Below are 12,732 nucleotides of genomic sequence, written 5' to 3' on the forward strand. Positions count from 1 at the left end.
CGTATTTTGTAACTGAAAGTATGTGACATATGGAAATTGATTTTTCGAAAAAATAGATAATGATAGTATAATAGGGAGAAGTGGAAGAGATGTTAGCAGTTATTTATACAGCAAATTAAGTGGAGGAATGAAACATGTATAAAACATTTCTATTTGATTTAGATGGAACTTTAACGGATCCGAAAGAAGGAATTGTAAATTCGGTTTTGTATGCGTTAAAAAAAGTAGGAATTGAAGAAGTACATATAAGTGAGTTAGATTCATTTATAGGTCCTCCTATTCAGCAATCATTCGTAGAGAGATATAATATGAGTGAAGGAGAGGTTGAACGTGCAGTTTTTTACTTCCGTGAGTATTTAAAGCAGCGTGGATTGTTTGAAAATAATGTATACGAGGGGATTCTGAAGCTCTTGCAACAATTAAAAAGTTCAGGGAATCGCATATTTGTAGCAACTTCAAAGCCCACTGTATTTGCGAAACAAGTTATAGAGCATTTTCAATTAACGAATTATTTCGAAGACATCATTGGAAGTAATTTAGATGGTACGAGAATAAAAAAAGAAGAAATAATTGCTCATATTTTACAAAAAAATGAAGAGCTAAATAAAGAAGAAATGATAATGATTGGTGATAGAAAGCACGATATAATAGGTGCAAATCAGAATGGAATTGCTTCAATTGGTGTTTTATATGGCTATGGCTGTGAAAAAGAACTGACTGAAGTTAGTGCGACCTACATAGTGAAAGATGTTGAAGAACTGTATCATTTTTGTGTAGAGAAAAATTTAATACAGCAGTAAATATAGATTCTAGCAATCCCTTTATAACGTATGACGATGAATTCGTTTCTGTTTAAAGGGATTTTTCATATGTAATCGAATAATTATAATTAGACATTTTTAGCATAAAAATTTGTATGAATAAGAGGAGGGATGTCAGAATTAAAAGGTTAGTAGAAATTTATCGATAAAATTTAGAATATTCTGTTTAATGGAGGGGTAAAATTGGAGTTAGTTATTATATTATTAGCACTAAGTTTACTTATGTTCGTAGCATACAGAGGTTTTTCTGTTATTTTATTCGCACCGATATTTGCATTATTTGCAGTATTTTTGACAGAACCTAGTTATGTATTACCTTTCTTTTCTAATATCTTTATGGAGAAAATGGTTGGATTTATAAAATTATATTTTCCTGTGTTTTTATTAGGAGCAATATTTGGAAAAGTAGTGGAAATGTCAGGAATTGCAGATTCTATCGCAAAAACAATTATTGAGTTAGTTGGTGAAAAACGTACTATATTAGCGATTGTATTAATGGGGGCTATTTTAACGTATAGTGGTGTTAGTGTGTATGTAGTAGTGTTTGCTGTTTATCCGTTCGCAGCTAAGTTGTTTCGACAAGCTAATATTCCAAAGCGTTTAATCCCTGGAACGATTGTTCTTGGAGCAGTAACGTTTACAATGGATGCGTTACCTGGATCACCACAAATTCAAAATGTAATACCTACAACATTTTTTAAAACGGATATTTATGCTGCACCGATACTTGGGATTGTAGGAGCAATTTTTGTTCTTACAGTAGGTTTACTATATTTAGAGAGTAGACGTAAGAAGGCAAAAGCGGAAGGTGAAGGATACTTTGGTTTTAATGATGGAAATACTGAAATGGCAGCATCTTTGCAAGTAGAACAAAAAAATATGCCATTAACTAATAACATTGAAATCACAAGAGCACAACAACTTATTGCATTTATACCACTTATTTTAGTAGGTGTAATGAATAAAGTGTTTACTATTATGATACCGAAGTGGTATCCAAGCGGTTTTGATTTTTCTGCAATTGGTATGAAAGCATTTGGAAAAGTAGAATTAAGTGCAGTAGTAGGAATTTGGTCTGTAGAATTGGCACTTATTATAGGGATCTTAACAACGTTATTATTATATTGGAAGCGAGTAGTAACAGGTTTCCAAGCTGGATTGAATACAAGTATTGGTGGAGCGCTACTTGCAACGATGAATACAGGAGCTGAGTTTGGATTCGGTGGTGTCATTGCAGCACTTCCAGGTTTCGCAATTATGAGAGATGGCATCTCTGCTACTTTCACAAATCCGTTAGTGAATGGTGCAGTAACGACGAATATTTTAGCTGGAATTACAGGCTCGGCATCAGGAGGAATGGGAATAGTATTAAGTGCAATGGGAGATAAATTTATTGCAGCGGCCAATCAATTTGATATTCCATTAGAAGTTATGCACCGTATCGTATCAATGGCATCAGGAGGAATGGATACACTACCACATAACGGGGCTATTATTACTATTCTTACAGTAACAGGATTAACACATAAACAGTCATATAAAGATATATTTGCTATTACAATTTTGAAAACGGTTGCTGTATTTTTAGTTATCGCATTCTATACTTTAACAGGACTCTATTAAAAAATTTGAATCGTAAAGATTCATCAAATCGATAATTTATGTTATAAAATATTAATTAGGATAAGAAGGGGTGGGGGACTTGCAAGAGGTTTCTGAGTTTCGTATGCCAAAGTCGGTATTATATGGAAGGAATTCGCTTGAAAAACTGGGAGAACAATCAAAAAAGTTAGGGAAAAGAGCTTTTATAGTTACTGATACAATTATGGAGAAATTAGGATATGTTGAAAAGTGTATGCAACAACTAAATAAGAAAGGTATTACTGTTAGTACATATAATAAAGTGGATGCTGAGCCTACAAATATACACGTATTAGAAGCGTTATCTCTTTGTAAAGAGGAAAAGTGCGATTTTATTATCGGTATTGGTGGTGGAAGTTGTATTGATGCTGCGAAAGCGGTAGCGGTTTTATATACAAATGGTGGAGAAGTTGAGGATTATGTCCAAAAGGATATTAAAATAGAAAACAATCCACTACCACTTATTGCAATTCCAACAACTTCTGGTACTGGATCGGAAGTTACAAGTGTAGCAGTAATTACGAATAAAAAAACAGATGTAAAAATGATGATGAAGCATCCTAGTTTTATACCGAAAGTAGCAATTATAGATCCAGTTTTGACAAGTTCGTTACCCCCACAAATTACGGCAGCAACAGGAATAGATGCGTTATGTCATGCGATTGAAGCTTATATTTCTAAATTTTCACAACCACTTACAGATGTACTTGCTCTTTCAGCTATTGAAAGTATTATGAAATATTTACGTATAGCATATGAAGATGGACGTAATATGGAGGCAAGAGAAGCGATGATGATTGCTTCTTTACAAGCTGGAATTGCATTTTCTAATGCATCAGTTACATTAGTTCATGGAATGTCAAGGCCAGTGGGAGCATTATTTCATGTACCGCATGGAATATCAAATGCCATACTATTACCTACAGTGTTAGAGTTTACAAAAACAAGTGCAATGAAAAGGTTAGCAAAAATTGGACGTAGTTTAAATAAGGATTTGTATTCGAATTCTGATGAGGAAGTAGCAGACTACACACTTGGTGAAATAAAAAAACTTTGCTTTGATCTTCGTATTCCAAATTTAAAAGAATACGGAATCGATGAAATTGAATTTGAAAATGCTATTTCTAAAATGGCATCAGATGCAATTGAAAGTGGTAGCCCAGCTAATAACCCACGTGTTCCATCATATGATGAAATCAAAGAGCTGTATCGAGAGTGTTTTAATTATAAGTATAAAGAATTTATAAAAACATCAGATTGTTAATTTCAGAATATTCTATAAAAATTTCCTTGGAAATGAAAGTAGAATTATTCTTTATTATTTCCATATTTCCGTTAAAACAAGACTTTATATTCCAAACTTAAAGTCTTGTTTTATTATGTATAATATACACAATAAAACGTTGTTATTAGTTTTATAAAAATAGTTTAGGTAGGTGTTTATATGAAAACGATAGGTCTTATAGGTGGCATGAGTTGGGAATCAACTTCTGAATATTATCGAATTATTAATGAAGAAATAAAAGAGAGATTAGGAGGGCTACATTCAGCAAAATGTTTGATTAATAGTGTGGATTTTGAAGAGATTGAACGATGTCAGTCTAGCGGAGATTGGGATGGTGCTGGAGAAATTCTAGGGAATGCGGCATATTCATTACAAAAGGGAGGAGCAGACTTTATAATCATTTGTACAAATACAATGCATAAGGTAGTTGAAAAAATAAAGGAAAAAATTGATATTCCAGTCTTACATATTGCTGATGCAACTGCAAAAGAAATTAAAAGAAAAGACATTCAAAAGGTTGGTCTGCTTGGAACTAAATATACAATGGAGCAAGATTTCTATAAGTCACGTATTGAAGAGCATGATATAAAAGTAATAGTACCATCAGGAACAAATAGAGAAAAAGTAAACGAAGTAATATATACAGAATTATGTTTAGGAAAAATAGTAGTTCAATCTAGAGAGTATTATAAAAGGGTTATAGAAGAATTAGTACAAGAAGGAGCACAAGGAATTATATTAGGTTGTACGGAAATAGGTTTATTAATAAAGCAAGAAAACGTATCAGTCCCGATATTTGATACGACCCATATACATGCAATTGAAGCAGTCAAGGTAGCTTTAGATAAATAGATTATAATTATATTATGTAAACTTAATTCGTATATCTGGAAAACATTCAGAAAATACTCTATAATGTAAGTGGTTACATTTGAGGGGGAATGCGTATGTTTTCAGTTCAACCAATCGCATTTGTACATAATGAAAGAAAGGAAATAAAAGATGATGAGTGGGGAGAAGTAAGATCCCGTATAACTTTAACTGAAATGTATGCAGAAAAAAGTATACAAGGGATTGAAGATTTTTCTCATATTGAAGTTGTTTTTTATTTTCATAAAGTAACTGACGAGCAAATTCAGTATTTTGCTAGACATCCTAGAAATAATAAGGATTATCCTGAAGTAGGTATTTTTGCACAGCGCGGGAAAAATCGTCCGAATCGCATAGGTGTAACAATTGTAAAGGTGATCAAAAGAGAAGGTAAATCAATTATTGTTGAGGGATTAGATGCTATTGATGGCACTCCTATATTGGATATAAAACCAATAATGAAAGAGTTTATGCCGACAGAAGAAATACACCAGCCTAAATGGGCAACGGATATAATGAGACAGTATTGGAAGGGGAATGTAGTAAAATGAGAATATATGAAGCAACAATTGCAGATTTAGATGGACTGGCATCAGTTTTTAATAACTATCGCATGTTTTATAGACAAGATTCTGATTTAGAAGGGGCAAAAGTATTTTTACGAAATCGAATTGAGAGAAAAGAGTCTGTTATTTTCGTAGCAGTTGAAGACGACGAATATATTGGATTCACGCAACTATATCCATCATTTTCTTCCATTTCAATGAAAGAATTATGGATTTTAAATGATTTATTTGTACAAGCGGCGAAGCGTGGAGCCGGAACAGGTAAAAAATTATTAGAAGCTGCTAAAGAATACGCATTAGAAAATGGAGCAAAAGGTGTAAAATTGCAAACAGAGATTGATAATTTATCAGCACAACGATTATACGCTGAAAATGGCTATTTGAGAGATAATCGTTATTTCCATTACGAATTAACGTTTTAAAAAATTAAGTTGAAAGAGGCATTTTCAAGAAAAAGAATTTCTTTGTAATGAGAAATTCTTTTTTATTTTTGCCTAAATTAAAAAACATGACAAAAATAAAACGATATTTATTTATTGTTAAACAATAAATGTTGTGATAAAATTATGTTGCCATTAAATAAGTGAGGTATTGTAAATGAATCTTAAACGAAGTTCAACAATGTTCTTAAAAGTAATTATTTTTCTTGCTGGAATTTCAGTGCTTGCTTTATGCATATTTTTAGTGCCGGAAATGGCGGATTTCACAGCGAATTTGTATCCTAACATTGCTCCGATAAAATATCTTGTTTTCATTGTAATGTATGGAGCAGCTGTGCCTTTTTACGTTGCTCTTTATCAGGCTTTCAATCTTTTACAGTACATTGATGAGAACACAGCGTTCTCGGAATTATCAGTAAAGGCGTTAAAGAATATAAAGCGCTGTGCAATTACAATCAGTGGTTTGTATGTATTAAGTTTGCCACTTTTTCATTTTATAGCGAAAAAAATGGATCCTCCTATTGGGTTAGTGGGACTCATTATCGTTTTTGCTTCGCTCGTTATCGCCGTTTTTGCTGCTATCCTCCAACGACTTCTACAAGAGGCAATTCACATAAAATCAGAAAATGATTTGACGGTTTGAGGTGGCGGATATGACAATCATTATTAATATTGACGTCATGTTAGCAAAACGAAAAATGAGTGTAACGGAGCTTTCAGAGAAGGTTGGAATTACGATGGCGAATCTTTCTATTTTGAAAAATGCGAAAGCAAAAGCGGTTCGTTTTTCAACATTAGAAGCGATATGTAAAGCTTTGGAGTGTCAGCCAGGGGATATTTTGGAGTATAAAAACGATGAGAATACTCAATAAAAACAGATAACAAATGTAAATAATAGAAGTCAATAAAGAAGGGATAGCCACTAAGCTATTCCTTCTTTACGTTAATTGCTGTTACTAATAAAAAATATAATTTGAATTGCAATGTTTGCGTATCAAAAGGGAACTTGCTACCTTTTGAGGTGATCCGTTTTGTGGAATACAATTATTTGCCAAAAGGCTATTTTAACTATGTTTTAAATTATTTCGGGTGAATCAAAATTTTCATTTGTATTATAGTTGATTTAAAACCCAGTTTGTTGCATCTTCAAAGTTATCTGCAATGTAGTTTGGTTCAATATGTGCCCATTTGTCTCGGTACGTATGCAAAGCATCATACCCAGCGCCTGTTCGGACTAGAATCGTAGTCGCATTTACTTTTGCTCCTGCAACAATATCAGTCCAACGATCACCAACTACAGCACATTGTGTTAAATTAAGTCCATGTTTTTTTGCTGCTTTAAGCAGCATGCCTGTACTTGGTTTACGGCATTCACAACCATCACCGTGTTTATGAGGACATACATAAATATCATCAAAACCGAAGCCTTCTAATTCTTGTACAAAATCGGCTACAGTTGCTATTCCATCTGCGATACCGGGTTGATTTGTGAAAGAGAAAATTTTTATATTTTTAGCTTTTAGTTTTTGCAAGGATGTTTTTGTGAATGGAAATAATGTAAAAGATCCTGGATAATGTATTGTAGTGTCACCACCAATTGTACCGTCACGATCAATGAAAATTGCTTTAATGTTTGTCATAGTTATAGTCCCTTCACTTTATAAAGTAGTTTAAAAATATTTTACAAATCGGTAGCCATTTACTTCATAACCTAATTTTTTGTAAAAAGGATGAGCTTCTACTCTTTTTGTTCCACTAACTAGCCATGTGCCAATGCAATTATGTTTCTTTGCTAATTGCTCGGCATAATCCATCAAAACTTGTCCAATGCCTTTCCGTCGTATGTTAGAATCAACGCTAATAATTGAAATCTCTCCATAACGTGTTACATCTTCTAAATTTTCACGTATACGAAATCCAAGTAATCCAAATATAGCTTCTTCTTCCTCGTAAACATATAAAAAATCAAACGGACTCATTTGTACGAATTGTAGGCGGTTGTTCATATCTTCATAGGAAATAGAGGAACCTTTTAATTCTTTCGTTAAAGAACAAAGTGCGTCTATATCATCTATCGTTGCTTCACGAATTTGAAAAGACATATTATCAACTCCAATAAAATGTAATCAAACATTTAATATTCTGTTAAAAAATGTTTTTTCCTGCTATGAAAATAAATATTTTATAATGATATATAGATAGTTATATGTTATTCTTTTCCTTGATTGTATTGGAAATGGAAAGAAGGGGAATGCATGTTAAAAGTAAATATCCGCTCAGCTGGATATGAAATAGGCGAAAAAACAATTCATGATATAGTTTTTTCTATCGAAAAAGGTGAACTAGTTGCTCTTATTGGAGCAAATGGTGCTGGGAAAAGTACGACGATTAAAACGATACTCGGATTACTTGTAAATATGGACGGTGAAATATCATTCGGTGAAAAGAAAAATCCGTATGCATACGTACCAGAACATCCAACATACTATGATTACTTGACGCTCTGGGAACATATTGAATTATTAATGGCAGCTCGTGGAAGTGAAATGGGAAGTTGGGAAGAACGAGCGGAACAATTATTACATACTTTTCGAATGAATAAGCATAAACATGAGTATTTATCAAAGTTTTCAAAAGGCATGAAACAAAAGTCTATGCTAATATTGGCGTTTTTAACTGAGCCAGATTTTTATATCATTGACGAACCTTTTATCGGTTTAGATCCAGTAGCTACGAAAGAGTTTTTAAATTATTTATATAAAGAAAAAGAGCGCGGGGCAGGAATTTTACTTTGTACGCACGTATTAGATACTGCTGAAAAAATTTGTGAAAGATTTTTACTCATTTCACAAGGTACATTAGTCGCAGATGGACATTTAGAATCTATTCAAATATTAGCGGAAATGCCGGGTAGTTCATTATTAGACTGCTTTGATGTAATTGTAAGGCGTGAACAACATGATTAAACAACAATTTTATAAGAGATTACGCCATGAACTTGAGCGGAAATGGAAGTCTATACGTTCGGTAACAGATTGGACAGTCGCATTATATATTATTATTCCAGCACTTATATTTATGGGAATCTATTATCGATCGCTATGGATAAATGAATTATCAACGGAAGAGACGATTTATTTCGGATTAGGATTACTCGCATTTTATCTAGTAACATATCCAAGAGGAGTTCGTTCATTTTTTGAGCAAGCGGATAGTTTATTTTTAATTTCGTATGCAACACATATGCGAAAATTAGTCCAGTATGGCATGATGTACACATTTGTTCGAATAGCGATAACGAATATAATAGTAGTCGTTATTATGTTACCAGTGTTGATGAAAAGTATCGAAGTAACAGAGATACAAGTCCTATTATTTTGGGTATTCTTTACTATATTTCGATTTATGTTGTCGTTGTTAACGAGATTTGTTCATGTACATGTGGGGAAACGATGGGTTTTATGGATTGTAAAAAATGTAGTATTTTCTATGAGCGTGTCCTTTTTTGGAATTAGTTTATTTTTTATTTATAAAAATCCGTTGTATTCAATTCTATTTATCGGTCTAGTAATTTTCTTAAGTAGTGTATTAGTAAAAGAGAAAATGAATTATAAAAAGTTCTTTTTTAAAGAAATCGAGAAAGAAAAGGAGGAAAGCATGCGCTGGACGAGCGGAATTATGCAAGTTGGTGGTCATGCGGCTAAACCGAGTAGTTCAAATAAAAAACCGTGGATGTTTCCGCGCTCTAAAAGACTTTTAGGGAAAAAAGCTGATTCTCGTATTGTCGAATCTTTTTTGAAAGAATTTTTCCGTACAAGTACTGCACGAATATTTTATATTCAAATTATATGTATCAGTACTGCAAGTATAATTATGACTCCAAGGTGGATTGCAGCTATTGTTCTCGTATTTGCTGTAGTTGCGATTTCTCGCTATGCACGTGATTATTGGAATGAATTTACGAATAAGATGTTTCTTCGTTTATATTGTGATGAAGGGAAATTACTATTGTTAAGATGGAAGGCAGATCGTTATTTACTACTACCAGCAATACTTTTATATGGAATAGTTATACTCTCACAGTTTTATTTATTGCCAGCTGTGGTAGGCAGCGTTGTTTTTATTTTATTAATTGTATGGATTGTATTTGTACCATTAAAAAAGAGCCATTGACGGCTCTTTTTCTAGTCTGTAACACATTGATAAATAAAATATACTAAAACGAGTATACTTGCGGCGGAATAAATGACATCTAAAGTCATCTGATCGCCTCCTTATTGTTGTTGTATTTTTATTGTATGAAATCTTACAATTTCATATTCAAGTGAAAAATATGTGAACGTTAACAAAATTGTAAAGTGCAAAAATTACAATCATTTTGTATAATAGAAGAAACCACCGTTATATAAAAAATAATGAGTAAAAGGGGAGGGAACATAAATGCCAAATTGGTTTAGAAAAACCTTAGTCGCATTAATTACCGTGTTTACATTTGGTTTAGTGACGCCTCCTTCCATATTACTTGATAATGCCAAAGCTGCGGACAAGCCTACGAGCACAGCTGGGCAACAAAGTTTGGAGAGCACGTCCTATACATATGAAGAAACGAATGACAGGTTAACCACCGATACTTTTATTACTTATGCAATGCAAGAAGCAGAGAAGCAGTCGATGCAAAAGTTTGGTACTAAAATTGGTCCAGTAATTGAAGATGAGTTTAAAGATGTAATATTACCGAAAATTGAAGAGGCAATTGCTGAGCTTGCTAGTGATGTACCAGAAGATTCACTACAATCATTAGCGATTTCTCAAAAACCAGCTGGTGGAAATAATGAGAAGATTTTTCACGTCTACGATACGAAATCTGGAAATGATTTATTGCGTTTCCATGTAAGAAGAGATCATCCACCGCAAGATGGTTATTATTTTAATTTCCATTACCACCGTTTTGATGATGGATACTCTGGACATCATGAGTTAGGAAATATTTATTGGAATACGAATGTACCACCGAAATGGTTGTCTTAAAAAGAACAAGAGAAAATCTTGTTCTTTTTTATTTTTATAGAAGGGACAGACAACTATGTTGTTGAATAACATAGGTTTAGAAAAAAGAAGCAAAGGGAGTATGGGAATGCGAAAATATATTGTTTTTGACTTTGATGGCACATTAGTAGATTCACAAAATATATTTGTACCGATTTATAATCAACTTGCTGAAAAACATGGGTATAAAGCAGTAAAGGAAGACGAAATTGAACATTTACGTAAATTAACGATGCCAGAGAGATGTAAACAACTTAATGTACCACTGTATAAACTACCGATATTAGCGTTGGAATTTTATAAATTATATCAGCCTGCTATAAAAAATCTCGTTTTGTTCCATGGGATGAAAGAAGTATTAGATGAACTACATAAAAAAGGCTACGGAATTGCAGTCATATCATCGAACTCAGAAGAGCATATTCGGGCGTTTTTACACAAGAATGGTATCGAAAATATTCAAGAAGTGTATTGTTCTAAAAATTTGTTTGGTAAAGATAAAATGATAAAAAGATTTTTGAAATCAAAAAAAATAACAGAGAAAGATATGTTATATGTCGGTGATGAACAGCGAGACGTAGCAGCGTGTAAAAAGGCTGGAGTGAACGTAATTTGGGTATCTTGGGGATATGATGTTATTGAAACAGTGAAAAAAGATGCACCAGATTACATGGTTCATAAGCCGATGGAAATTGTGCAAGTAGTACAAGGAGCGTATTCTTAATATGAATACACTGCGAGCAGGCATTCATCATATTGAATTTTGGGTAGCAAATTTAGAGGAATCCATTTCTTTTTATAATAAGTTGTTTTCCATAATTGGGTGGAGAAAGTTAAATGAAATAGCATATAGCACAGGAGAAAGTGAAATATACTTTAAAGAAGTAGATGAGGAAATTGTAAGGACGTTAGGGCCTAGACATATTTGTTATCAAGCTATTCATAGAGAAGTAGTTGAGGAAGTAGCAGATTTTCTTTCTAGTACGAAAGTGAAGGTAATACGTGGTCCAATTGAAATGAATCATTATTCGGAAGGTTACTATACGATTGATTTTTACGATCCGAATGGATTTATTGTAGAAGTTGCCTATACACCAAATGCAGAAATGTAAGGGGAATAGATATGAAGATAATTACAGCATGGCAAAACAATATACAAATAGTAAAAAATGCAGTGGATATTAAAGAAATTTCTAAAGGTTTTTCACCTGATAAGAAATATATAATTACGAGTGCGAATAATGATAAATATTTATTGCGGACAGGCGATATAAAAGAGTATGAAAGAAAGAAAATAGAGTTTCAAATTTTAAATGAAATGCAAAATCGTAGTGTGCAAGCACAAAAACCAATTGAAATAGGTTTGTTGGCAGAAGAAGGTTTATGCTATGGCATCTTTTCGTATTTAGAAGGGGAAGATGCGAAGAAGTTATTGCCTACGTATTCACCAAAAGAACAATATGATATTGGTATAGAGGCAGGGAAAGATTTAGCAAAAATGCATACATATGAAGCTCCTAATAATATACTTCCATGGTATGAAAGAGCAATGAAAAAACATAGTAAATATTTAGAGGCATATAAAACATGTGGAATAAACATAAAAAATGATGATAAAATCATAAAGTTTATTGAAGAAAATGAAATATATTTAAAGAACCGCCCAAATCGATTTCAACACGATGATTTTCACTTAGAAAATATAATTGTACGGGATGGAAAATATGTAGGTGTTGTTGATTTTAATGGCTACGATTGGGGCGATCCACTTCATGATTTTGTGAAAATTGCACTGTTTGCAAGGGACATTAGTATTCCGTATTCAATCGGACAAATAGAAGGATACTTTAATAGAAAAATACCAGAGGAATTCTGGAAATTATACACGGTGTACGTTGGTATGACAGTTTTCTCCTCAGTTGTCTGGACATTACGAGCAGCGCCGCATATGTTAGATGATATGTTAGAGCGCCTTACTATAGTTTTAGAGGATCATAATAACTTTGAGTTATCGAAGCCAATTTGGTTTCAATCAGATAAGATTGATATGAAATAGAAAAGGT

General features: G+C 32.9%; 16 protein-coding genes. 14 read left to right on the forward strand and 2 right to left on the reverse strand.

Annotated elements, in window-relative coordinates; all coding sequences use genetic code 11:
• The first annotated feature begins 134 nt into the window (after positions 1-134).
• From ACTL4X_RS10705 to ACTL4X_RS10740, 8 genes are all read left to right on the forward strand, one after another.
• Entirely contained in the window at positions 135-800 is a 666-nt protein-coding gene (locus ACTL4X_RS10705; RefSeq protein ID WP_000278485.1) for an HAD family hydrolase, read from the forward strand.
• A gap of 204 nt (positions 801-1,004) precedes the next feature.
• Complete coding sequence (locus tag ACTL4X_RS10710; protein ID WP_000424335.1) at positions 1,005-2,444, forward strand: GntP family permease; 1,440 nt, start codon at positions 1,005-1,007, stop codon at positions 2,442-2,444.
• 79 nt (positions 2,445-2,523) lie between these two features.
• The gene (locus tag ACTL4X_RS10715; RefSeq protein ID WP_001158674.1) at positions 2,524-3,726 is read left to right on the forward strand and encodes an iron-containing alcohol dehydrogenase; all 1,203 of its coding nucleotides are present in this window, start codon (positions 2,524-2,526) and stop codon (positions 3,724-3,726) included.
• 180 nt (positions 3,727-3,906) lie between these two features.
• A complete protein-coding gene (locus ACTL4X_RS10720; protein WP_000848563.1) occupies positions 3,907-4,599 on the forward strand; it encodes an aspartate/glutamate racemase family protein in 693 nt (230 codons plus the stop codon).
• Positions 4,600-4,694: 95 nt separating this feature from the next.
• A complete protein-coding gene (locus tag ACTL4X_RS10725; protein WP_000493258.1) occupies positions 4,695-5,168 on the forward strand; it encodes an SAM-dependent methyltransferase in 474 nt (157 codons plus the stop codon).
• On the forward strand, positions 5,165-5,605 hold the full coding sequence (locus ACTL4X_RS10730) for a GNAT family N-acetyltransferase (RefSeq protein ID WP_001223868.1): 441 nt from the start codon (positions 5,165-5,167) through the stop codon (positions 5,603-5,605). The genes ACTL4X_RS10725 and ACTL4X_RS10730 overlap by 4 nt, the downstream gene beginning before the upstream one ends.
• A gap of 175 nt (positions 5,606-5,780) precedes the next feature.
• Positions 5,781-6,266: a DUF2975 domain-containing protein gene (locus tag ACTL4X_RS10735; protein WP_001050141.1), complete on the forward strand. Its 486-nt coding sequence runs from the start codon at positions 5,781-5,783 to the stop codon at positions 6,264-6,266.
• 10 nt (positions 6,267-6,276) lie between these two features.
• Positions 6,277-6,495 (forward strand): helix-turn-helix domain-containing protein, encoded by a 219-nt coding sequence (locus tag ACTL4X_RS10740; RefSeq protein ID WP_000152532.1) that lies wholly within the window; start codon positions 6,277-6,279, stop codon positions 6,493-6,495.
• Between the two features lie 240 nt (positions 6,496-6,735).
• On the opposite strand, the gene ACTL4X_RS10745 is transcribed toward ACTL4X_RS10740, so the two are convergent.
• Positions 6,736-7,263 (reverse strand): HAD-IIIA family hydrolase, encoded by a 528-nt coding sequence (locus ACTL4X_RS10745; protein ID WP_000181785.1) that lies wholly within the window; start codon positions 7,261-7,263, stop codon positions 6,736-6,738.
• Between the two features lie 30 nt (positions 7,264-7,293).
• Positions 7,294-7,725 carry a GNAT family N-acetyltransferase gene (locus ACTL4X_RS10750; RefSeq protein ID WP_000009777.1) on the reverse strand — a complete coding sequence of 144 codons (432 nt, stop codon included), beginning with the start codon at positions 7,723-7,725 and terminating at the stop codon, positions 7,294-7,296.
• Between the two features lie 153 nt (positions 7,726-7,878).
• Here ACTL4X_RS10750 and ACTL4X_RS10755 point away from each other — a divergent pair, with 153 nt between their 5' ends.
• The 6 genes from ACTL4X_RS10755 to ACTL4X_RS10780 all read left to right on the forward strand — a co-directional run bounded on the left by ACTL4X_RS10755 (position 7,879) and on the right by ACTL4X_RS10780 (position 12,725).
• Entirely contained in the window at positions 7,879-8,589 is a 711-nt protein-coding gene (locus tag ACTL4X_RS10755) for an ABC transporter ATP-binding protein (RefSeq protein WP_000921912.1), read from the forward strand.
• Positions 8,582-9,796: an ABC transporter permease gene (locus tag ACTL4X_RS10760; protein WP_000595441.1), complete on the forward strand. Its 1,215-nt coding sequence runs from the start codon at positions 8,582-8,584 to the stop codon at positions 9,794-9,796. Before ACTL4X_RS10755 ends, ACTL4X_RS10760 begins: the two co-directional genes overlap by 8 nt.
• A gap of 267 nt (positions 9,797-10,063) precedes the next feature.
• Complete coding sequence (locus ACTL4X_RS10765; protein WP_001134421.1) at positions 10,064-10,651, forward strand: YpjP family protein; 588 nt, start codon at positions 10,064-10,066, stop codon at positions 10,649-10,651.
• Between the two features lie 106 nt (positions 10,652-10,757).
• Complete coding sequence (locus ACTL4X_RS10770) at positions 10,758-11,393, forward strand: HAD family hydrolase (protein ID WP_071740464.1); 636 nt, start codon at positions 10,758-10,760, stop codon at positions 11,391-11,393.
• A gap of 1 nt (position 11,394) precedes the next feature.
• A complete protein-coding gene (locus ACTL4X_RS10775; RefSeq protein WP_001094664.1) occupies positions 11,395-11,781 on the forward strand; it encodes a VOC family protein in 387 nt (128 codons plus the stop codon).
• Positions 11,782-11,792: 11 nt separating this feature from the next.
• Complete coding sequence (locus ACTL4X_RS10780; protein WP_000692086.1) at positions 11,793-12,725, forward strand: aminoglycoside phosphotransferase family protein; 933 nt, start codon at positions 11,793-11,795, stop codon at positions 12,723-12,725.
• The last annotated feature ends 7 nt before the right edge of the window (positions 12,726-12,732 follow it).

Origin of the sequence: Bacillus sp. RE35 (assembly GCF_052146655.1) — a bacterium.
GTDB lineage: Bacteria > Bacillota > Bacilli > Bacillales > Bacillaceae_G > Bacillus_A > Bacillus_A cereus.

Bases quoted from the DNA above. Each gene is read 5' to 3' on its own strand.
- ACTL4X_RS10705 (WP_000278485.1), top strand. From the start codon at position 135: ATGTATAAAACATTTCTATTTGATTTAGATGGAACTTTAACGGATCCG.
- ACTL4X_RS10720 (WP_000848563.1), top strand. From the start codon at position 3,907: ATGAAAACGATAGGTCTTATAGGTGGCATGAGTTGGGAATCAACTTCT.
- ACTL4X_RS10725 (WP_000493258.1), top strand. From the start codon at position 4,695: ATGTTTTCAGTTCAACCAATCGCATTTGTACATAATGAAAGAAAGGAA.
- ACTL4X_RS10730 (WP_001223868.1), top strand. From the start codon at position 5,165: ATGAGAATATATGAAGCAACAATTGCAGATTTAGATGGACTGGCATCA.
- ACTL4X_RS10735 (WP_001050141.1), top strand. From the start codon at position 5,781: ATGAATCTTAAACGAAGTTCAACAATGTTCTTAAAAGTAATTATTTTT.
- ACTL4X_RS10740 (WP_000152532.1), top strand. From the start codon at position 6,277: ATGACAATCATTATTAATATTGACGTCATGTTAGCAAAACGAAAAATG.
- ACTL4X_RS10745 (WP_000181785.1), bottom strand. From the start codon at position 7,263: ATGACAAACATTAAAGCAATTTTCATTGATCGTGACGGTACAATTGGT.
- ACTL4X_RS10750 (WP_000009777.1), bottom strand. From the start codon at position 7,725: ATGTCTTTTCAAATTCGTGAAGCAACGATAGATGATATAGACGCACTT.
- ACTL4X_RS10755 (WP_000921912.1), top strand. From the start codon at position 7,879: ATGTTAAAAGTAAATATCCGCTCAGCTGGATATGAAATAGGCGAAAAA.
- ACTL4X_RS10760 (WP_000595441.1), top strand. From the start codon at position 8,582: ATGATTAAACAACAATTTTATAAGAGATTACGCCATGAACTTGAGCGG.
- ACTL4X_RS10765 (WP_001134421.1), top strand. From the start codon at position 10,064: ATGCCAAATTGGTTTAGAAAAACCTTAGTCGCATTAATTACCGTGTTT.
- ACTL4X_RS10770 (WP_071740464.1), top strand. From the start codon at position 10,758: ATGCGAAAATATATTGTTTTTGACTTTGATGGCACATTAGTAGATTCA.
- ACTL4X_RS10775 (WP_001094664.1), top strand. From the start codon at position 11,395: ATGAATACACTGCGAGCAGGCATTCATCATATTGAATTTTGGGTAGCA.
- ACTL4X_RS10780 (WP_000692086.1), top strand. From the start codon at position 11,793: ATGAAGATAATTACAGCATGGCAAAACAATATACAAATAGTAAAAAAT.